This window comes from Caballeronia sp. LZ029, from assembly GCF_031451275.1.
GTDB classification, from domain to species: Bacteria; Pseudomonadota; Gammaproteobacteria; order Burkholderiales; family Burkholderiaceae; genus Caballeronia; species Caballeronia jiangsuensis.
This window is the reverse complement of the sequence record NZ_JARUXO010000002.1, coordinates 187,424-208,559: the sequence shown is the minus strand read 5'-3', so window position 1 is coordinate 208,559 and position 21,136 is coordinate 187,424. Positions and strand designations below refer to the sequence as shown.

General features: G+C 62.1%; 20 protein-coding genes. 12 read left to right on the top strand and 8 right to left on the bottom strand.

Annotated features, from left to right (window positions below; all coding sequences use genetic code 11):
- The first annotated feature begins 101 nt into the window (after positions 1–101).
- On the top strand, positions 102–851 hold the full coding sequence (locus QCE73_RS15950) for an IclR family transcriptional regulator (RefSeq protein WP_309882243.1): 750 nt from the start codon (positions 102–104) through the stop codon (positions 849–851).
- 55 nt (positions 852–906) lie between these two features.
- On the opposite strand, the gene QCE73_RS15945 is transcribed toward QCE73_RS15950, so the two are convergent.
- The gene (locus tag QCE73_RS15945) at positions 907–1,728 is read right to left on the bottom strand and encodes an IclR family transcriptional regulator (protein ID WP_309882241.1); all 822 of its coding nucleotides are present in this window, start codon (positions 1,726–1,728) and stop codon (positions 907–909) included.
- 48 nt (positions 1,729–1,776) lie between these two features.
- Positions 1,777–2,610 (bottom strand): 3-keto-5-aminohexanoate cleavage protein, encoded by an 834-nt coding sequence (locus QCE73_RS15940; protein ID WP_035498177.1) that lies wholly within the window; start codon positions 2,608–2,610, stop codon positions 1,777–1,779.
- A gap of 183 nt (positions 2,611–2,793) precedes the next feature.
- On the opposite strand from QCE73_RS15940, the gene accB reads away from it, so the two are divergent.
- The 8 genes from accB to QCE73_RS15900 all read left to right on the top strand — a co-directional run bounded on the left by accB (position 2,794) and on the right by QCE73_RS15900 (position 12,268).
- Positions 2,794–3,336: an acetyl-CoA carboxylase biotin carboxyl carrier protein gene (gene accB / locus QCE73_RS15935; RefSeq protein WP_309882239.1), complete on the top strand. Its 543-nt coding sequence runs from the start codon at positions 2,794–2,796 to the stop codon at positions 3,334–3,336.
- Positions 3,333–4,718, top strand: a complete 1,386-nt coding sequence (locus tag QCE73_RS15930; RefSeq protein ID WP_051626627.1) for an acetyl-CoA carboxylase biotin carboxylase subunit — start codon at positions 3,333–3,335, stop codon at positions 4,716–4,718. The genes accB and QCE73_RS15930 overlap by 4 nt, the downstream gene beginning before the upstream one ends.
- Entirely contained in the window at positions 4,715–6,220 is a 1,506-nt protein-coding gene (locus tag QCE73_RS15925; RefSeq protein ID WP_309882237.1) for a pyruvate carboxylase subunit B, read from the top strand. The genes QCE73_RS15930 and QCE73_RS15925 overlap by 4 nt, the downstream gene beginning before the upstream one ends.
- A gap of 65 nt (positions 6,221–6,285) precedes the next feature.
- Complete coding sequence (locus tag QCE73_RS15920) at positions 6,286–7,584, top strand: ABC transporter substrate-binding protein (RefSeq protein ID WP_187609097.1); 1,299 nt, start codon at positions 6,286–6,288, stop codon at positions 7,582–7,584.
- Between the two features lie 69 nt (positions 7,585–7,653).
- Positions 7,654–8,508: an ABC transporter permease gene (locus QCE73_RS15915; RefSeq protein WP_309882235.1), complete on the top strand. Its 855-nt coding sequence runs from the start codon at positions 7,654–7,656 to the stop codon at positions 8,506–8,508.
- 21 nt (positions 8,509–8,529) lie between these two features.
- Entirely contained in the window at positions 8,530–10,146 is a 1,617-nt protein-coding gene (locus QCE73_RS15910; RefSeq protein ID WP_309882234.1) for a glucose 1-dehydrogenase, read from the top strand.
- 4 nt (positions 10,147–10,150) lie between these two features.
- Entirely contained in the window at positions 10,151–10,876 is a 726-nt protein-coding gene (locus QCE73_RS15905; protein WP_309882233.1) for a sulfite exporter TauE/SafE family protein, read from the top strand.
- A gap of 81 nt (positions 10,877–10,957) precedes the next feature.
- Positions 10,958–12,268, top strand: coding sequence for an MFS transporter (locus QCE73_RS15900; protein WP_309883125.1), 1,311 nt, complete (start codon positions 10,958–10,960; stop codon positions 12,266–12,268).
- A gap of 80 nt (positions 12,269–12,348) precedes the next feature.
- Here the strand turns inward: QCE73_RS15900 and QCE73_RS15895 are convergent, their stop codons facing one another.
- The 6 genes from QCE73_RS15895 to QCE73_RS15870 all read right to left on the bottom strand — a co-directional run bounded on the left by QCE73_RS15895 (position 12,349) and on the right by QCE73_RS15870 (position 16,800).
- Entirely contained in the window at positions 12,349–13,251 is a 903-nt protein-coding gene (locus tag QCE73_RS15895) for a lipid A biosynthesis lauroyl acyltransferase (protein ID WP_404989772.1), read from the bottom strand.
- A gap of 476 nt (positions 13,252–13,727) precedes the next feature.
- Positions 13,728–13,988, bottom strand: a complete 261-nt coding sequence (locus tag QCE73_RS15890) for a hypothetical protein (RefSeq protein WP_309882229.1) — start codon at positions 13,986–13,988, stop codon at positions 13,728–13,730.
- Between the two features lie 126 nt (positions 13,989–14,114).
- Positions 14,115–14,285, bottom strand: a complete 171-nt coding sequence (locus QCE73_RS15885) for a hypothetical protein (protein WP_309882228.1) — start codon at positions 14,283–14,285, stop codon at positions 14,115–14,117.
- 115 nt (positions 14,286–14,400) lie between these two features.
- Positions 14,401–14,640 carry a hypothetical protein gene (locus QCE73_RS15880; RefSeq protein WP_309882226.1) on the bottom strand — a complete coding sequence of 80 codons (240 nt, stop codon included), beginning with the start codon at positions 14,638–14,640 and terminating at the stop codon, positions 14,401–14,403.
- A 146-nt stretch (positions 14,641–14,786) separates the two neighbouring features.
- Entirely contained in the window at positions 14,787–15,431 is a 645-nt protein-coding gene (locus QCE73_RS15875; protein ID WP_309882224.1) for a response regulator transcription factor, read from the bottom strand.
- The gene (locus tag QCE73_RS15870; protein WP_309882223.1) at positions 15,421–16,800 is read right to left on the bottom strand and encodes an MEDS domain-containing protein; all 1,380 of its coding nucleotides are present in this window, start codon (positions 16,798–16,800) and stop codon (positions 15,421–15,423) included. Before QCE73_RS15870 ends, QCE73_RS15875 begins: the two co-directional genes overlap by 11 nt.
- A 246-nt stretch (positions 16,801–17,046) precedes the next feature.
- Between QCE73_RS15870 and hpnI the strand changes: the two genes are divergently transcribed.
- The 3 genes from hpnI to hpnJ all read left to right on the top strand — a co-directional run bounded on the left by hpnI (position 17,047) and on the right by hpnJ (position 21,101).
- Positions 17,047–18,231 (top strand): bacteriohopanetetrol glucosamine biosynthesis glycosyltransferase HpnI, encoded by a 1,185-nt coding sequence (gene hpnI, locus QCE73_RS15865; RefSeq protein ID WP_309883123.1) that lies wholly within the window; start codon positions 17,047–17,049, stop codon positions 18,229–18,231.
- Between the two features lie 46 nt (positions 18,232–18,277).
- Positions 18,278–19,288, top strand: a complete 1,011-nt coding sequence (locus QCE73_RS15860) for a lysylphosphatidylglycerol synthase domain-containing protein (RefSeq protein ID WP_309882222.1) — start codon at positions 18,278–18,280, stop codon at positions 19,286–19,288.
- A 391-nt stretch (positions 19,289–19,679) separates the two neighbouring features.
- The gene (gene hpnJ, locus QCE73_RS15855; RefSeq protein ID WP_309882221.1) at positions 19,680–21,101 is read left to right on the top strand and encodes a hopanoid biosynthesis associated radical SAM protein HpnJ; all 1,422 of its coding nucleotides are present in this window, start codon (positions 19,680–19,682) and stop codon (positions 21,099–21,101) included.
- Positions 21,102–21,136: the final 35 nt, after the last annotated feature.

Sequence of the window (21,136 nt, the reverse complement as noted above, 5' to 3'; positions counted from 1 at the left end):
AGGGGACCGTGAACACGTACCGGGGAGATTGCCGGATCGATAAGCGGCTCCTGGCGCTACACGCGGTGTAGAATGAGCTTTTAATCCTAAATCTTAGGACAATGGACAAGACGTTGCTGAAGGGCCTGATGCTGCTGGAAGCGCTCGCCGATCAGAATGGCAAGCCCGTCACGATCCCGGTGCTGGCCGAGCAGGTCGGGCTCACGAAGAGCAACACGCACCGCACGTTGCAAACGCTCGCGCACGCAGGCTATGCAACGCGCGATGAAGCCACGGGCAACTACCGCAGCACGTTCAAACTCTTCGAGCTGGGCGCGAAGCAGATGGCGCAGATCGACGTGCGGCAGTTCGCGGCCGTGCATATGCGTGCGCTGGTCGATCTCACGCAAGAGACGGTGCACCTGTCGATTCTCGATGGCGCCTCGGTCGTGTATGTCGACAAGATCGAGAGCGCGCAGCCCGTGCGCGCGTATTCCGTGCTCGGCGGTCATGCGCCTGCGTATTGCGTTGCGACGGGCAAGATTCTTCTCGCGCATCAGACGCAGGAATTCCTCGCGCGGCATCTGGTCGATCTCACCGCGCATACGAAGGCCACCATCACGGATTTGCAGGCGCTCAAGGTCGAGCTCGCGCGTGCGGCGGCGAATGGCTATGCGATCAATCGTGGCGAATGGCGGGACAGTGTGGGCGGTGTCGCCGCGCCGATCTTCGATGCGTTCGGCCTTCCGGCTGCGGCCATCGGAATCTCGGGGCCGTTGGAGCGCCTGAGCGTCAAGCGCATGAAGGAATTCGCGCCGGCGGTTCAGGATGCGGCGCTGAACATCTCGCGGGCGATGGGATATCGCAAGTGAAGTGAGCGACGTTGGCGCCTGATGTTCGCTGTATTTAGCGGGCGCGGGTCGTTTCCTACAACAATTCGGCCGAATCGCTCTGGGTCATGGGGCTGGCTTGTTTGCTGAGCGGCGCCATTGCATCCGCGATGGCGCTGGCCGCTCCACGCAAGTCGGGCAACAGCTTCAGACAGGCCGCGATATCGAGCCGCGACGTCGGTCCATGTAATGCGAGCGCGGCGTACACGCGCCCCGAGGTATCGGAAAGCGGCACGGCGATCGCCACCGAGTCGTCGAACAGTTCGCTGTCGTGCAGGCCGACGCCCGTCTCGCGTGCGCGGGCCAGTTCTTCCTTCAACGGCTCCCACTCCGTGATCGTGCGCGACGTGAAGCGCTTGTACGGCGGCTTGCCGATCAGCGCCTCGATCTGCTTCTGCGTCATGTTCATCAGAAAGAGCTTGCCGCTCGCCGTGCAGTGCAGCGGCACGCGCGTGCCCGGCTCCAGATGCAGACGCAAGGGCATCGGCGTTTCGACGCGATCGAGATAGAGCACCTGATTGCCGTCGAGGATCGTCAGGTTGCAGGTTTCGCCCACTGCGTCCACGAGTTCCTGCAAGACCGTGTGCGGTTGCGAGCGCAAGGTGGAATGGCGCAGCACGTCGAGCGCGAGCGCGGCCGAGCGTGCGCCCACCGTATAGCGCTTGCCGAGCGGTTCGCGATAGACGAGATCGGCCTCGAAGAGCATCGACAGGATGCGGAACACCGTCGGCTTGGGCAGCTTGCAGGCGTGGGTCACATCGTCGAGGGAAACGGGCGTGTTCGCATGCGCCACGTATTCGAGTACGGCAAACGCCCTCAACGCGGTCGATTCCGGCTTCTGTGGGTCAACGTTCAGCATTGCGCGTCGCAAGAATCCTCGAAGCGGCCATTGTACGTGAGCACCCCTTCACGCCGCCTGCGGCAGCTTCAGGATCGCGCGCGCTTCCTGGGGCGTCGCGGGTACGCGATCGAAGCGCTCGCAAGCGTCGACGATCTTGCCGACGAGTTCCGCGTTGCTCGATGCAAGCCGGGTCGCATCGATGCGCGTGTTGTCCTCCAGGCCGGTGCGGCAGTGACCGCCCGCCTCCAGACACCACTGGTTGACCTCCCATTGATGTCGCCCGATTCCGGCCGCGACCCACGTCGCCTGGGGCAGCACTTCGCGAAGCTCGGCACGCAGAAAATCGAACACGTTGCGCCGCGCGGGCAACGCATTCGGCACGCCGAGCACGAACTGCACGTGCGCGTTCGGCGCGAGCAGGCCCGCCTTCACCAGGTTCGCGGCGTTATACAACATCGCGAGATCGAACACCTCGATTTCGGGCTTGATGCCGTGTTCGAGCATCGTCTTCGCGAGTCCTTCCACGAACTCCGGCGGGTTCTCATAAATGTTCTTCGGAAAGTTGACCGAACCGGTGGCGAGCGACGCCATGTCCGGCCTGAGCGGCAGCATCGCACCGCGGGCCGACTGCTCGCGGCCACGTCCGCCCGTCGAGAACTGCACGATCATGCCGGGGCAATGCTTGCGCACGCCTTCCTGCACGCGGCCGAAAAGCTCGGGATTGGAACTCGGGTTTTCGTCGGCGTCGCGCACATGAATATGAACGAGCGATGCGCCCGCCTCGAACGCCTCGTGCGTCGATTCGATCTGCTGATCCGGCGTGACGGGAACGGCGGGATTGTCGCGCTTCTTCGGCACCGCGCCGGTGATGGCAACGGTGATGATGACGGGAGAGGGCATGCGGAACTCCTCTTGAGCGAAAACGATGGTCTAGTGGATTTCACTGAATGAGATGTGGCATTTCATTATTGCATCCTGCCTTAGTGTGTGCAATCATCTCTCTCAACGGAACGCCACATTTCACTCAACGGAATTCGCACGCATCGTGTGCGAACGTCGACCGAACGGCGAGGTGCCGCGCACATGGAAAGACAAGGAACCCTGACGTTTCAGGATCTCGTGCAACTCGTCGAGCTGATCAAGGCGTCGGAGAATTTCAACGAGTTCCATCTGCGCATGGGCGATGTCGAACTCGATCTGCGGCGCGGTGAAGCGGTCGATGGCAGTGCGCCTGCCGTTCCCGCGCGAAACGGCGCTGCTTCGCAGACGCCTGCGCCTGCGCCCGCTCCCGCTCCCGCGTCCGTCTCACGGCCGCCTGAGCCGGCGGCGTCATCCGCGTCTGCCGCCACTACCGAATGGCCGGCGGATTCCACCGTCGTCAAATCGCCGATGGTCGGCACTTTCTATCGTTCGCCCGAGCCTGGCGCCAAAACCTTCGTCGAAGTCGGCGATGCCGTCGAGGCGGAAGCCACCGTCTGCATCATCGAAGTCATGAAGCTGATGAACTCCATCGCGGCGGGCGCGGGCGGCGTGGTCACGCATGTACTGGTCGAGGACGGCGATCCGGTGGAGTACGGCCAGCCGCTCATCGTGATCGCGCCGAAAAGCGCGGGGGCCAGCGCATGAACGTGCTCGCCGAACCGAGCGCGCGCGCAAAGCCCTTCAGGCGCGTGCTGATCGCGAACCGCGGCGAGATCGCGGTGCGCATCATCCGCGCATGTCGCGATCTCGGCATCGAAACCGTGCAGGTCTATTCGGACGCCGATCGCGATTCGCTCGCCGTGCGCCTTGCGGACCGCGCGGTCTGCATCGGGCCGCCGCGCTCGAGCGAAAGCTATCTGAACGCGCGTTTCATCGTGTCGGCAGCGCTCGTGCATGGCGTGGACGCGATTCATCCCGGCTATGGCTTTCTCTCCGAGAACGCCGGGTTCGCCGAGTTGTGCGAGAAGGAAGGCGTGGTGTTCATCGGTCCGTCGGCGCGCGTGATCTCGCTGATGGGCGACAAGGCGATGGCGCGCCGCATGGCCGAGGAAGCCGGCGTGCCGACTACGCCCGGTTCGCGCGGCACGGTAGAGAGTCCGGCGCAGGCGCGCGAGATCGCGCGGGAGATCGGCTATCCGGTTCTGCTCAAGGCGGCGGCAGGCGGCGGCGGGCGCGGCATGCGCGTCGTGCACGATCCCGCCGATCTCGATACGCAATTCGGCGACGCCTCGCGCGAAGCGAAAGCCGCATTCGGCGACGGCTCGATCTACGTCGAAAAATTCCTGACGCGTGTGCGTCACATCGAGATCCAGATTCTGTCGGACGGCGAAACCGTGCTGCATCTCGGCGAGCGCGACTGCTCCGCGCAGCGGCGCAACCAGAAGCTGCTGGAGGAGAGCCCGTCGCCCGCGCTGACCGAAGACATGCGCGCGCAGATCGGGGACGCGGCGGTGCGTCTGTGCCGGCACGTCGGATATCGGAGCGCGGGCACGATCGAATGCATTCTCGACGATGCTTCGGGCCGCTTCTACTTCATGGAGATGAACACGCGCGTGCAGGTCGAGCATCCGGTGACGGAATGCGTCACCGGCATCGATATCGTGAAGGAACAGATTCGCATCGCGCAGGGCGAGCCGCTGCGCATCGCTCAGGCGGACGTGCGCATTCATGGTCACGCGATCGAATGCCGCATCAACGCCGAAGATGCCGCGCAGAACTTCGCGCCGTGTCCCGGGACCGTGCGCGAGTTCCATGCGCCGGGCGGTCCGGGCGTGCGCGTCGATTCGCATCTGTTTTCCGGGTATCGCATTCCGCCGTATTACGACTCGCTCGTCGCGAAGCTCGTGGTGTGGGGCGCGTCGCGCGAGGAAGCGATCGCGCGGATGCGGCGCGCGCTCGGCGAAATGCGCGTCGAAGGCGTCACGACGACGATCCCTTTTCACCTCTCGCTGCTCGACGATCCGCACTTCGCACGCGGCGAGATTCATACGCGCTTCGTCGAAGAGCGGCTTCTGGAGACGAAATGACCGACCTGTCCATCATGCAACGCACGAGCGCGCCGCACGATCGCGGGACTCGCACGTTCGGTCTCGTCGATGTGACGCTGCGCGACGCGCATCAATGCCTGTGGTCCACGCGCATGACGACCTCGACGATGACGCCGATTCTCGGCGCAATCGATCGCGTGGGCTATGCCTACGTCAACATTCTCGGCGGCGCGGTCTTCGACGTTTGCGTGCGCTACTTGCAGGAGAATCCGTGGCGGCGCGTCGGCCTTCTGTGCGACAGGCTCGCAACGCCCTGCGACGGCCTCACGCGCGGCCAGAGCCTCTACACGTTCGAGCTCTTTCCCGACGACATCGTCGCGCTCAACTCGAGAGTCCTCGCCGGTCTCGGCTTGTCCGTGCTGACCGTCTACGACGCGCTCAACGACAACCGGAACATCGTTTCGTCGGTGCGCTCGGCGCACGAAGCCGGCATGAAGGTCAACGCCATGCTGACCTACACGCTGAGCCCCGTCCACACCGACGCGTATTACGTGGAGCGGGCAAAGGAACTGGTCGCGTTGCGCGCGGACTTCATCTCCGTGAAGGATCCGACGGGACTGCTCACGCCCGAGCGCGGGCGCACGCTGTTTCCGGCGCTCGTCGCGGCGGTCGGGGAGATTCCGCTGCAACTGCATTCGCATGCACAGTCGGGCCTCGCGCCCGAAGTCTACGAAGTGGCGATGGCGGCGGGCTTCAGCCTCGGACACACGGCGGTGACGCCGCTGGCGAACGGGGCATCGCTGCCGGCCGCGCAGGAGATCGACGCGCGCGCGACGCGTCAGGGATTCGCGACGAACGTCGACCTCGCGGCACTCGCGGAAGTATCCGACTACTTCGACTGGGTCTGCGAACGCGATGACAAGCCGCGCGGCCGCGTCGCCGAATACGATCCGGCGCTAGACGAGCATCAGGTGCCGGGCGGCATGATCTCGAACCTGAAATCGCAACTCGCGACGATGAACATGTCGCACCGTCTTCCCGAGATTCTCGACGAGGCGGCGCAGGTGCGGCGCGATCTCGGCTATCCGATTCTCGTCAGCCCGTTCGCGCAGTACATCATCACCCAGGCGGTGCTCAATGTCGTGCAGGGCGAGCGCTACAAGACCATTCCCGACGAAGTGCGCAAATACGCGATGGGCTATTACGGACGTCTTGCCGCGCAGCCCGCCGACGTGTTTCTCGAACGCGCGCGCATCCGCGACGACGAGCGCGTCGAGGAAGCGCCCGCAGCGCACCTCGCGCCCGCGGTGCCGCGTCTGCGCGCGCAGCTCGGCGCATCGGCGAGCGACGAAGATATCCTGCTCGCCGCGTTCTATTCGCCCGAACTGCTCGCCCCTCTGAAGAAGAGCGAGCCGACCTATGAAGACAAGACCTCTCCGCTCGCCGAGATGATCCGCTATCTCGGCGCGCAGCGCGACCTGGCGCATGCACGCGTGCGTTTCGGCGGCATGGACATGACGCTGTCGGCGGCGCGGGGATAGCGCGACGGCGCCGGCCGACTCGATCCGCACGACAGACGCGGACTTCGTACAGCAAGGAGACACGCATGGAACGAATCGTGACCGCAAGCATCGCGACATGGCGCCGGGTTCTGATCGCGGCGGCATGTGTGGCGGGACTCTGCGCCGCTCAGACGGCGCAGGCCGCCGATGCCGCTCCGACGTTCAGCGACTGGGGCTGGCCGATGCCCCGCGAGCAGGTGTCGCAGAAGTCCGTGCAATGGCTGAAGGACAAGGGCTGGTGGCCGCTGTCGATCGCGTATCAGGCGCCGTGGTCGGGGCAGAACGCGGTCAACATCGTCATGGACAAGCAGGGCTTCCTCAAGGATCGCGGCCTCGAAACGAAGGTGCAGGCGTTCGCTTCGGGGCCGGAGATCAACGAAGTGCTCGTGTCCGGGCGCTTTCAGGTGGGCAGCGGCGGCAACTTTCCGTTCTCTTCGCTGCTCGACAAGAAGATTCCCGTGAAGGCGATCGCGATCGAAAGCCCGAACCTGCTGCATGCGCTCGTCGTGCCGCCGGATTCGAAGATCAGGTCGTTCAAGGATCTGAAGGGAAGCAACCCGCCCGCCGCGCTCGGCATCGTGACGGGCTCGTCGGCGGAGTTCTACGTGCAGATGGCCGCGATGGTCAACGACGTGAAGATCGGCCGTGACGTGATCCTCAAGAACATGACGCCCGGCGACCAGATGGCGATGCCCGAAGGACTCGCGGGTGTGGTGTCGTGGGACCCGACGGTCGCGATGATCACCGAGCAGCGCAAGAACGGCCGCGTCGCCGATTCGATCTTTCCCTACAACATGTACGAAGGCCAGTTCTACGTGCGCGACGAACTCGTTCAGAACGTGCCCGACGTGGTGCAGGCGCTCTGCGATGCGTTCGTCGAAGCGACGCTCTGGATTCGCCTGCATCCCGAGCAGACCGCCGACCTGATGGCGCAGGTGCCGCAACTCAAGAGCTATTCCAAGCCGATCCTGCTCGATCAGGTGAAGCGCTACAACAACGCCTACAAGCCGAGCTACGTGTATCCGAACGCGCAGTTCTGGGGGCAGGTGAACTCGGTCGTGTTCCGCTGGCTGCATGAACACGGACGCATCGTGCGGCCGCTGAGCGCAGACGATTTCGTCGCGGCGGTCGATACGCGCTTCATGCAGAAGACCTTCGACAAGCTCGGCTGGACCGTGCCCAAAGCGCCGCCGTTCGTGCCGGCCGGCTGGACGGGCGATCCCGCGAAGATTCCCTATCCGTCGTATCTCGACGTGCAGAGCATGAAGGCGCCGCAGCCGTTCCCGGAAAAGGGCGATCTCGTGCGGCCCTGGACCTTCGACAAGAAGACCTGGACGCCGTGAGCGTGGATCGAGCACGCATCGGACCGTAACCGTCGAGGACATCATCGATTCATAGCACATGACGCAGCCATGAAAGGAGACACCGTGGACGTGACGACGATCGAACCTGCGAGTGCCCGGAGCGCCGCGCGCGCGAGGCTCAGGAAACGAACGTGGCTCGGCCGCGCGTTGCGCAAGCTGCGCGGGCTCACGCTGCTGTTCGTGCTGATCGCCGCGTGGCAGTCTTCGAGCACCCAGCTTCTCGACGACACCACGCGCAATCTCCTGCCCGCGCCGAGCGCGGTGCTCGCGGCGGCGTGGCAACTCATCGAGTCGGGCGATCTGATCCACAACCTCATCGACAGCGTGCGCCGCGAGCTGGTCGCCTTCGTCTGGGCGTGCGCGGCCATTCCGCTCGGCATCGCGATGAGCTGGTGGCCGCTCGTCGAGGAACAGGTCGATCCGATCGTCGAAATCCTGCGGCCCGTGCCGCCGCTCGCATGGATTCCGCTGTCGATTCTCTGGTTTGGCATCGGCAACGCGCAGAACGAATTCATCATCTTTCTCGGCATCTTCTTTCCGATCCTGCTCAACACGATCACCGGCGTGAAGGGCATCGAGCCGAACCTGATTCGCGCCGCGCGCTGTCTCGGCGCGAGCGAGGCGTCGATCCTGACGAGCGTGGTGTTTCGGGCCGCGCTGCCGCAGATCCTGACCGGCGTGCGCATCGGGCTCGGCGTCGGCTGGATGGCGCTCGTCGCGGCGGAACTGGTCGGCGCGATCTCCGGTCTTGGCTTCATGATCAACGACGCGCGCAGCGTCCTGCGCACCGATTCGATCATCGTCGGCATGGCGACGATCGGGCTCGTCGGCCTCGCGATGGACGGCGCGTTGCGACTGCTGATGCGGCGTCTGCTGCCGTGGTCGCGCGCGGCCGGTCACTAGGGTCCACAAGGAGTACATGCGATGGGATCAGTCTGCGTGAAGGGCGTGAGCAAGGTGTACGCGTCCGGACACCGGCGCGGCGGCGACGTGCTCGCGCTCGACAATGCGAGCTTCGAGGTGAGCGATCGCGAGTTCTGCTCGATCCTCGGCCACAGCGGCTGCGGCAAGACGACGATGCTCAACCTGCTCGCGGGCTTCGAGACGCCGACGGCCGGCGAACTGCTCGTCGATGGCGAGCGCGTCGCGCGACCAACCTGGCGGCGCACCGTCGTGTTCCAGGACTACGCGCTCTTTCCGTGGATGACGGTGCGCGACAACGTCGCGTTCGGGCTGCGCATGAAGAAGGTGCCGGGCGTGGAGCGCGAGCAGATCGTCGCGAAGCAGTTGCGGCTCGTCGGCCTCGACGGCTTTGCCCGGCACTATCCGCATCAGCTTTCGGGCGGCATGCGGCAGCGCGTGTCGATTGCACGCGCGCTCGCCGTCGATCCCGAAGTCCTGCTGATGGACGAGCCGTTCGCCGCGCTCGACGCGCAGAACCGCGCCGCGATGCAGCAGGAACTGGGACGTCTGCTCGCCGAAAGCGAGGCAGAGGCGCGCAAGACGATGATCCTCGTGACGCACAGCATCGACGAAGCCATTTTGCTTTCGGACCGGATCATCGTGCTGACGCGCAGGCCCGGGCGCATCAAGGCGGATATCGAAGTGAAGCTGGCGCGCCCGCGCGACGAATCCGACGACGGCTACATACGGCTCAAGCGTCATCTGCGCGATCTGATTCACGATGAAGCGAGCGTTTCATGGCGGCCTGCCCACATCGGACGCGGGAACGATGCGTCACACTCGACGTTGTTCGAACTCACTGACGCGGGGAACATGACGATGGAGACCATCGATACACGGCTCGACGGACGCACGGTGCTCGTGACGGGCGCGGCTCGCGGCATCGGTCTGCGCATTGCGCAGCTCTGCGCGGCGCAGGGCGCGACGGTGTGCATCGCCGATCTCGATGCCGATGCCGCGATGCAGAGCGCCGCCGCGCTGGGACAAGGCGCGTCGGGCATCGGGCTCGATGTGAGCGATAGCGGCGCCGTCGCGATCGCGGTCGCGCGTATCGTCGATGAGCACGGCGGCATCGATGTGCTCGTGAACAGCGCGGGCCTTCTCGCTCAAGGCCCGTTCGAGACGACCAGCGCCGCCGCCTTCGACCGGCTCATGGCGGTGAACGTCGGCGGCGTGTTTCATTGCGTGCAGGCCGTCGCGCAGCACATGAAGCGGCAGGAGCGCGGCGCGGTGGTCAATATCGCGTCGGTGTCGGCGATGCGCGGCGGCGGTTCCGTCGGCAATGTCTGGTACGGCGCAAGCAAGGCGGCGGTGGTCGCCATCACGCAGGGGCTCGCGCGCGAGCTCGGGCCGTTCAACGTGCGCGTCAATGCGGTCGCGCCCGCGCTCGTCGAGACCGACATGGTCCGCGACATCCTCAAGCCCGACGTGAAGACCCGGGTGCTGACGCGTTTTCCGCTCGGCCGGCTCGCCACCGTCGACGATGTAGCGCGCGCGGCGCTCTTCCTCGCATCCGATGCGGCCGCGTTCATCACGGGCGAAACGCTCGCGGTGGACGGCGGCTTTCTGAAGAGCTGACGTCATGCCGACGCCGGGCTTCGTCGTCATCGCCTTCGCCGCCGCCGTCGCGGGCGGCTTCGTGCGCGGGGCGAGCGGCTTCGGCGGGTCGCTCGTCATGATGCCGCTGCTTTCGCTGATGACGAGCCCGAAGTTCATCGTCGCGCCCGTGCTTCTCCTCGAAGCGTTCGCGGTGCTGCCGGTGCTGCGGCAGTTCATCGGCCGCGCGCAGTGGCGCGTCGTCATGCCCATTTGCATCGCCGCTTTCGTCGCGTTGCCGTTCGGCGCATGGGCGCTCGTCAACGCGGATCAGTCGCTGATCCGGCGCGCCATCGGCGTGCTCGTCCTCGTGTTCTCGCTGGCGTTGCTCGCGGGCGTGCGTCACAAGGCGCAGCCGCGCGTGCCGACGTCGATCGCGCTCGGACTACTGAGCGGTGCGTTGCTCGGCGGCACCGGCATCGGCGGGCCGCCCGTCATCCTGTATCTGCTGTCGAGTTCCGCGCCGAGCGTCGACACGCGCGCGAACCTGATGGTCACCGTGATGGCGATGTCGGTCGCCGCCCTCATCGTGCTGTGGATGCGCGGCGCATTCATGATCGACGGCCCGATGCCGCTGTGGATTCTCGCGCCCGGCTATCTGTTCGGCATCCTCGCGGGCATGCGTCTTTTCGGTTTGATCGACGAGCGCCGTTTCAGGCGGGCGACGCTCGGTTTTCTGGTGATCGTTTCAGTGGTGACGCTCGCTGTCTGAGGCCGTGTGCGCGGCCCAATGCGCATATCCAGCGCCGCTCGATTCCCCGGCAGAGGGAACGCGGGGCATAAAGGAGGCATGATGCAAGGCGATCAGGGCAACCCTGTGTGGCGCGTGGCGCTTGCGAGCGTCATCGGCACGACGGTCGAGTGGTACGACTTCTTTCTCTACGGCGTGATCGCGGGGATCGTGCTGAACAAGCTCTATTTTCCGACGGGCGACCCGCTGGTCTCCACCATGCTCGCGTACGTGACCTTCCTCGTGGGCTTCGTCGCGCGCCCGCTCGGCGGCGTGATCTTCGGCCACTTCGGCGACAAGATCGGGCGCAAGAGCATGCTCGTCATCACGCTCGTGATCATGGGCGTGGCGACCGCGGCGATCGGACTCGTGCCCACGTATGCGCAGATCGGCATCTGGGCGCCGATTTTGCTGCTGCTTCTGCGCGTGCTGCAGGGGATCGGGCTGGGCGGAGAGTGGGGCGGCTCGGTGCTGATGGCCTTCGAATATGCGCCGCCCGACAAGCGCGGCTTTTATGCGAGCCTGCCGCAGATGGGCGTGTCCATCGGACTGTGCGGCGCGTCGGGCCTCGTCGCGCTGTTGTCGCAGACGCTCACCGAGGCGCAGTTTCTCGCGTGGGGCTGGCGCATTGCGTTCGGCGCATCGGTCATTCTGATCGCAATCGGCCTGTGGATCCGGCTGAAGATCATGGAGACGCCCGAGTTCCAGGCCGTGAAAGATCGCGGCGATGCGGTCAAGCTGCCGATCGCCACGCTGATGTCGCAGTTTCGGCGGCAGGTCATGCTGGGGCTCGGCATCCGCTATGTCGAAGGCGTGTTCTTCAATCTGTTCGCGGTGTTCGCGATCGCCTATCTGACGCAGGAACTGAAGCTCACGCGCACCGATGCGCTTGTCGGCGTGATGGCCGCCGCGCTCGTCATGTGCTTTTTCATTCCGCTGTTCGGAAGCTTTTCGGATCGCTTCGGCCGCGCGCGCACCTTCTTCTGGGGCTCGCTGATTTGCGGCGCATCGGTGTTTCCCGCGTTCTGGCTGATGTCGAGCCAGCCCGTAAACGTGCTCGCAGTGTGGCTCGCGATCGTCATCCCGTTCGGCATCTTCTACGCGATGATCTACGGCCCCGAGGCCGCGCTCTTTTCGGAGCTGTTCGATCCGCACGTGCGTTACACGGGTATCTCGTTCGTGTATCAGTTCTCGGGGATTTTTGCGAGCGGACTGACGCCGATCATCGCGACGGTTCTACTCAAGTTCAACGGCGGTCAGCCCTGGCTTGTTTGCGCCTACGTCGTGTTCGCCGCGCTTTCGGCGCTCTGCGTGGCCAGCGTCAAGCATCCCTCCGACGAGCAGGAGATCGTGGCGAAATGGGCGGCCAAATGAGTCAGGCGATCGCGGATGGCGTGGTCTTGCCGGCGAGGCCGACGCCTTCATCTTAGTGCCGCCCCGCACCGCGCGCGGCATCAATAAACTGCGGGCATACCTGCGGGACGATGTTTGAAGCGTCGATGCACCCAGTAATACTGGGCAGGGAATTTGAGTATCTGGCTTTCGAGAAACGCGTTCATGGACCGCGCATCATTCGTATCGCTTCCTGATGGGAAATCGCTAAGCGCTGCAAAAACGGTGAGCTTGTACCCTTCGAAATTCGGTAGTACTTCAGTGACGAATGGCACTACGCGCGCACCTCCCATTTTTGCCAGTCGCGAAACAGAAGTCAGCGTGCACGCAGGGATGCCAAAAAATGGCACAAACACGGAGTTTTCGATGCCATGGTCCATGTCTGCGGCAAGCATGACTGGTTTGCCTCCCTGAAGGAGTCGCACGATCTTTTTCGCGCTCGTTGAACGTTCGATCATCTCGGCGCCGAATCGGCCGCGCTGCCGCCGGGCCAAATCGCAAAGACGCTTGTTCGACATGTGCGTATACAAGGAAGCAGCGGGCATCTTCAGTGAGTAATGCAAGCATCCGACTTCGATACCGACGAAATGGAACCCCATGAAGATCGTGGGCGGGGCATTCACGTCGTCGAGATCGATCGCGCTTTCGATCTGAACGAGTTTGTTGATTTTTTTAGCGCTGCCAAACCATTGAACGCCGCGTTCGAGATAGCTCCGGACAACATGCCGAAAGTGATCTTTTGCAAGCTCATCGAGTTCATGTTCCGACCTTGAGGGAAAGCACAAGTGCAGGTTGACGAGAACGATATGTTTGCGGCGGCTGGGAAGCGCATAGAGGGCCGCGCCGACTGCGCTGCCGAACTTCGCGACCCACTTGTAGGGAAGTATGGCAAGCGTTCGAAGCAGCGCAACGACGATAAGATGCCCGAAATGTTTCACTACCAGCTCCTGTGCGGCGAACGGCACGTGTCGGGCGGGTGTCCGAAGACGATTGTTTTCCCGTGCGCACGTGCAACGATTGAGTCGGCGCCAAACAGATGAACTCATCACCCTGTGGCGACCGTGCGTGACGCGTTACTGACTTTGACTCGTCGGGTTGAGCTGATGAGCCGACGAAGCCTGTAGGTCGCGGGGGCTCAGGGCATGGCCTGATCTGATTCGATGAGAAATCGCTATTGCGATATTGGAGCGTTCGATGTTCCGTCCGTTGGCATCTGCGGATGCGGAACTGCTGTCGCCGTATCGTTCGCGTTTGTCCACGACGGGCCCGATGCGGACTGCGTGCTAACGCCGGGATGTTCCCGATGCGAACGACCTTGAGGAGTTTAACGGCAATCGAAGAAAAGACGGCCCGGGATGTGGTTACAGTGTGTTACGCGATATAAGCGATTGATGAATTTCACCAGTTCGTCCGCTCATGTTTTACGCCTTTGCCCTGACGCTTATCTTCGCGAAGAATCGGCATGTGACCGCCGAGGGGCTGAAGCAATCCGGTCCAGCCGGTTCAGAAGCTCGGTGGCGTGCTTCTCAAGCGGGTAGGGCAGATCTGGATCGACGAGAATCGTCGCAATACGCTCTCGCCAATAGTTCGGTTGCAACACCGCATTATGCTGAGCGTGATACTCATCGGCCATGCGCTCAAGCTCCAGAATCATGGCCCGGATATGAGCCAGTTCCTGCTCCTCACGATAGTCGCGTGACATAAACGTCTCTCGTCCGTGTCTGTGATGGTCAAACCGCGTCTCGGCTATGCGCGGAACGTCCGATTCGGGAACTGTGGCTGCGCGCCGGGGAGCGCCGTCGAGCGGAGCGGTCGTACCGTACCGCTTCTAGCGGCGATGGTGCGATTCGCGCCATCGCCATGTCTCCTGAAACGGTTCTTGCCACTTTCTCATGTCATGCCGCCGACGCTGCTCCCGCCGATAATGCTGGGCGATCAAGACTGTCGCAATCAACATAACCGCAATGCCGACGACGATCGGAATCCATGACTCGCTCATTTGAATCTCCGAATGCGCAATTGAGATTGTCACGATTGCCCTGGAGCGCGCAGTTACGCTTTCGCTTAACCGTATGACGCTTCCGAAGCATGTATGTACATGCACGTACCGTTGTTCACTCTGACCGGGAAGTTACGCACGATGCAACCGGCCGCACCATGCCGAGCCGTCTCGCCAACGCGTGGCCGGCTGCGGTAACGCGTGCCTGACCTGATTTCTGCGCGATCGTGTCGATGCACGCGAGGCCACGTTGGGCGAGTGCGCCGAAATCCAGCGAATCGATCTGGACCTGGGCAGGTGATCGAACAAGTCGAATCAGCGTCGCGAGTTCGTGAGGCGTCAGCGTCTGGTCCATATCGCGGGATCTAGCGTCCAAAGCGCTACAGGGGCTGAAATGGGATGAACCAGTATGACGTTCGTGCCCCGCGCGCGCAGGCAAGAAAGCAATACACGTTGTGTAGGGGAATCAATACAAAATCGGCGGGACGCCAATCCAGCCGCTCAAACGAGCAAGCCGTGCTCGAGCGCATAGCGCGCCAGTTGTGCGTTGCTCTTCAAGCCGATCTTTTGGCAGATTCGCGCTCGATACGTCGTGACGGTATTGGGACTCAGATGCAGCGTGGTCGCGATATTGGCGAGGCTTTCGCCGCCCGCGATCAACTTCAATACTTCCAGTTCGCGGTCGGACAGCGTTTCGTGTGCCGGTCCCAATGCCTCGCCTAAATGCTGGGCGAAGCGTTCCGCGAGCGAGGCCGTAATGAATTTACCGCCTGAGTGAACCTTGCGCACAGCGGCGATGAGGGTTTCGGCGGACACGCTCTTGGTGAGATAGCCAGCCGCTCCATGCTTGATTGCGCGCAACGCATAAACCTCTTCGGCGTAGATGCTGAGCATGAGCACCGCCAGTGTGGGTTGTTGCGCCCGCAACGGCCTCACCAGTTCGAGCCCGTTGCGATCGGGCAGTGCGACATCCACGAGTGCGACGTCGAAAGACTGGGTCCTCGCGAGCAGCAGGGCGTCGGAGGCTGTCTGCGCTTCTCCGGCAACCTCGATATCGTCGCTTGTTCCGAGCATCAGGCGAACGCCGTTGCGAACGACCGCATGATCGTCGACCAACAATACCCTGATAACGGATTCAGCCGTCATACAGCGTCTCGAGAGGTAATCGCAAGCTCACCGTGGTGCCCATGCCGGGCGCGCCTGCGATGGTGAGCGCGCCGCCGAAGTGTCGCGCACGCTCGTGCATTCCGGCAATGCCCCAGGAATGTTGGCCGAGCAGACGCACGGCATCGATGCCCTTGCCGTCGTCGCAGACTTCGAAGACGGCGAAGGCCTCGTCGCATTGCGCGCGCACGACCATCGATTTTGCCTGCGCATGCCGGACCGCATTCGTCAGCGCTTCCTGGATGATGCGAAAGAGCACAGTGCCGAGTTCAGGACCGACCTCGGATGCGCTCAGCCTCGGATCGATCGTAAGCGAGCACGGCAATCCAGTCTGCTTTTCGATCTGTTCGATATACCATTCGAGCGCCACCCAGATACCGAGGTCGTCCAGGACAGTCGGACGCAATTCGGTGATCACGCGGCGGACGGTGTCGAGTGCGTCGTCGGCCAATCGTGCGGCATCGACGAGTTGAGGGTCGGGCGCGCTGCCTTCGCGTCGCGCGCGATCGACTGCAACCGAGACATATGCCTTGATGCCGGTTAGAACGCTACCCAGTTCGTCATGAATCTCGCGTGCGATCCTCTTGCGCTCGTTCTCCCTGATTCTGTGCTGGTGAGCGCTGAGTTCGCTGAGTGCACGCTGGATGTCGGCTCGCCGCGCGATCTCCAGTTCGAGCGCCTTCGTCTTGTGCTGCCACGCCGCGACGGCCAACTGATAGGGCACGGTGTCCTCGGCCGTCGCAACGAATGCTTCGGGCGGCAAAACGGAGTCATGGGCTGAGCAAATCGCGTGAAACGCGCGCGCCTCTTCGCTGCCTCTGAATACGCGTGTGGGATACGCGCACAGAAGCGAGAATGCATGCTTGCGTGCGAGATCGTTCCATAGTTGCTCCAGACGCAGCGCCGCGTCGGACTCTCCGCGGGCGCACAGGATGGCGACCATCTCGCCGAACGCCCGGACAGGAACTCTGCCGTTACCGGAGAGCGTGCCGATCAGCGTGCCCAGGACAGACTCGCAGCGCGTGGCGTTCGGCCATCCTTCGATCAGCAATGTGTCGAGCGTAGCGTCGGCATCGAGCCAGACGACGTCGGCCGGATCGGTGCTGGTGGGCGATGCGAGATCCCCGGCTTTGCCGAGCACCCGCTCGATCTCCTCGCGGTGTGCGCGAGTGACGATGACGACCGTTGGTTCGCCTGCGCGGGCAGCCTCATGGATAAAGTTGGCGACGCGTTCGCACAGAAACCAGTCGTTCTCGTAAAACTGCACGGCATGATTGCACATCGAAAGGTCCTCGCCGCTTTGCACCTGGACGTTCGCCGCCGATATCAGCGATGCAACCGATCTTACCATTCGTGTGCGTGACCGAAAACGTGCCGCTTCGCGTGTAGCGCGGCCTCGTCCACGACAGCTTCGAGTCGATTGCGGGTCATCGTGAATGCGCTGCTCTTCATCGAGGATCGCAGCCCGCTCGACTGCAATTGCGCCGACAAGCGAAGCGAATCCGGAAACGCGATAGAAATACCGTCGTCCTTAAGCTTGTCATAAGCAACGGTCACGCAGGCTTGGCATCCCGACGGCGCTATGGACCTGAAGCATATGGCTCAACTGCATGTTGTCCACCTGCTCTTTGCCTGTGCCGCCGCGTTATCCGCACTGTGCTCGGGCATCGGTATCGTGTACACCGTGTCGGCGGGCTTCGTTATGCGACGTTTCTTCTCGCGTCCGATAAGTGCGGCCGTTTGCTTCCCGGCGGTTACCATCATCAAGCCGTTGCATGGCGCCGAGTGGGAGCTATTCGAGAACTTGACGAGCTTTGTGGAGCAAGACTATCCAGGAGCGATTCAATATGTTTTCGGCGTCCATGACGAAGGCGATGCCGCGTTGAAAAGCCTCGACATATTGCGTGCGCGCTTTCCTGAGAAAGATATAACGGTCGTTGTAGATGCCAGGGTGTACGGGCCCAATCGAAAAATCGCCAATCTTATGAACATGCTGGATCGTGCCGAGCACGATCTGCTGTGCTTTGCTGACAGCGACGTACGCGTAAGGCCCAGCTTCCTGCGCGATGTCGTCGGTGCGCTTCAACAACCCGGCGTCGGTCTGGTCACGTGCGCCTATCGTGGAATGTGTGCGCCCGGGTTTTGGCCTCGGGTCAGCGGCGCCATGACCGACTATCACTTCCTGCCCGGCGTAGTGACCGGACTTTCGATCGAACGCGCGCGGCCTTGCTTCGGCCAGACGATTGTCATTACGAGCGCAACACTGCAGCGCATCGGCGGTCTCGCGCAGTTCGGACATCATCTCGCAGAGGACCACGCGATTGGCGAAGCGGTCCGCAGCAGCGGTTTTGTAGTCGCGATTCCGCCTTTTATCGTGCGTCACGCCTGCGTCGAAACGACGTTTTCGCAACTGTTCGCGCACGAGTTGCGATGGAGCCGCACGATTCGCGCTGCGGACAGAATGGGGCATCTCGGTGCTATCCTGATGCATCCGTTTCCGCTTGCATTGATCGCCGTGTTCTTTTCTTTTGGCAATCTTCTGGCGTGTGGGTTGGTCGTGCTGACATTCATCGTTCGCGCACTGTTGGTGTGGCAAACGGATCGCTCGACGGGAGAGCGCGGCAGCAGCTTCGCATGGTTGCCGCTCTGGGATGTCCTTCAATTCGCAATCTACCTGTCGAGTTTCCTCTCGTGTCGCGTGTTATGGCGCGGACAACACTTCGATGTCGACGAGGACGGTTTGATGTCGTCGTGTGTTCAACATGACCCGGGTCTGGAATGATCATCGATTCGACATCTGACGCTTGCCCTGGACAGGACGTGCTCGAATGAAATTCCTCGGGTCCGTTACCGCGTTGCTCGGCCTGGTGATCGCAGGGTGGCTCATCTGGCGCGATGACCCTATAGCGATCCTGCATTTGCTGGAATCCGGCGGCGCAGGGCTGCTGCTCGCCGCGCTCGTACATATCATTCCGATGCTGCCGAACGCCTGGGATTGGCGCCTGCTGATCCGCGATGCGGAGCGGCCCTCCTTCGGAACCATGCTCAAGCTCGTCTGGATTCGCGAGTCGATCAACGGACTTCTGCCCGTAGCGCGAATCGGCGGAGAGATCGTTTCATTTCGCCTGCTCGGCCGTGTCGGTGTGCGTCCGGCAACGGCCTTGGCGAGCCTCGTCGTCGACATGCAACTCACGCTGATCAGCCAGGTCGTCTTTGCACTCGTAGCCATTGGCTATGTGTTGGGGCAGACATCATCGGATGCCGTGCGCCTTGCGGGAAAGTTCGCGTGGGGGCTAGCCGCACTCATGCCGGTGCTCTTGCTGTTCGTGCTCGTGCAGCATGCACGGCCGTTTGAACGTGTCGCCCGAACGCTCAACAAAGTCACGAGTGGAAAGGTCTACGCGTTAGTCGGGAAGTCGACGCGAATCGATCAGTCCATCAGATTGATCTGGCGGCAGACCGGCATCGTTGTGCGTTATGTGTTCATCTGGCAAACGCTGCAGTGCCTCGGCCTGACACTGGAGATCTGGGTGGCATTGCGCGTGCTGGGCTCGAATGCAAGCTTCGCGACAGCGTTCGTGTTGGAGGCGCTGATCCAACTCGTAAGCAGTGTGGCCTTTGTCGTGCCGGGTAGCATCGGCGTGCAGGAAGGCGGCTTCGTTTTGATCGGCGGCATGCTGGGTATCGATGCGCCCACGTGTCTCGCACTCGCAGGTGCGCGACGCGTGCGTGATCTTCTGTTCTTTGTGCCAGGGCTCATTTACTGGCAAGCGGCCGAGCGTTCGTTCGGCCCTGGGCGCTCAGTCGCTGCCAAGCCGGGCAACGCGAATGTCAAGTAATGCCTTAACAAAAAATTCAGACCGTTCGTCGCAACTCAGTACATTCATTAGCAGCAGCTTTCATGAGCTTGCATTCAAGGATCGGCCGACGTCAAAGGGGCGCGCTATACAAGCAAGCCGGCTTCTCGACACGCGAAAGCGTTCTCGTTTCGGTGGAGCCGATATTTGGCATAACTCTATGTTCGAGCGATTGCAATTTATAAGGCGGGAGTCGTAGTATTCTTTAGCCTCCCCCCACAATCCAGTGTTCTCACCGGAGAGCGTAGCGTCCATTAGCCGCTGTCCGGCATAGCTTTGTGAAAGCCTGAAGCAATACGAACATCACCAGAACCCGGCGAGTCTGTCTGGGCGACCGATCCCTGCAAGCGGACTGTTATCTTTGAGGGCATCAATGAAAACACTGTTTCTACAGGCACCTTCCTTCGACGGCTTCGATGGCGGAGCAGGCTCACGTTTCCAGACGAGACGCGAGATTCGGTCATTCTGGTATCCGACGTGGCTCGTGCAGCCTGCAGCACTGGTCCCGGATAGCCGTGTCGTGGATGCTCCTGCAGATGGTCTGTCTCTGGATGCGACATTGGATATCGCTCAGGAATACGATCTTGTCATCATTCATACGAGCTCGCCATCGTTCTCGAGCGATGCGCATTTCGCGGAGCATCTGAAACAACGCAAAGGCAGCATCCTGATCGGGATGATCGGGGCAAAGGTAGCCGTCGATCCTCACGGCTCGCTTGCTGCGAGCGATTCGATCGATTTCGTGTGTCGTGAAGAATTCGACTTCACGTGCCGCGACATCGCGCAAGGCGTCCCGTTCGAGTCAATTCTCGGTCTGAGCTATCGGTTGGCGGACGGTGGAATCATGCACAATGAAGCCCGGCCGATTCTTGAGGACATGGATCAACTGCCGTTTGTCGCGCCCATCTACAAGCGCGATCTCAAGACTGAGAACTACTTCAGCGGATATCTCAAGCATCCCTATGTTTCGCTTTACACGGGCCGAGGCTGCAAGTCGCGGTGCACGTTTTGCCTCTGGCCGCATACAGTCGGGGGGCATCGCTATCGCACCCGCTCGGTGGATAACGTCCTCGAAGAAGTGAAGTGGATCAGAGACAACATGCCCGAAGTGAAGGAGATCATGTTCGATGACGACACCTTCACCGATCTAAGACCGAGAGCCGAGGAAATTGCTCGCGGCCTTGGCAAGCTAGGGGTGACGTGGTCCTGCAACGCGAAAGCGAACGTGCCGTATTCAACCCTCAAGGTGATGAAGGAGAACGGGCTGCGGCTTTTATTAGTGGGCTACGAGTCGGGTGACGACCAGATTCTGGTCAATGTCAAAAAGGGGCTGCGGACCGATATGGCACGCCGCTTCAGCGACGATTGCCGCAAGCTTGGCATCAAGATCCACGGCACATTCATTCTTGGGCTTCCGGGAGAAACGCAAGAGACGATACAGAAGACGATTCAGTATGCGAAAGAGATCAATCCGCACACGATCCAGGTATCGCTCGCCGCGCCGTATCCGGGGACGGTCCTTCATAAGCAGGCTGTCGAAAACGGGTGGCTGGAGCAAAGCAAAGTTATCACGCTCGTCAATTCCGCCGGCACTCAGCAATCGGCTATCGGCTATCCGCACCTGTCGCGCGAAGAGATTTTTCTTGGCGTCGAGGAGTTTTACAAGCGCTTCTATTTCAGACCCACAAAGATCTGGGAAATCGTGCGCGAGATGCTTGTGAGCTGGGAGATGATGAAACGACGCCTGCAAGAAGGGGTGGAGTTCTTCAGGTTCCTTCGCGACCATAGGGCGTGAAACGCGAGACTCCGGTGCGTGTTCGCCGAACCGAA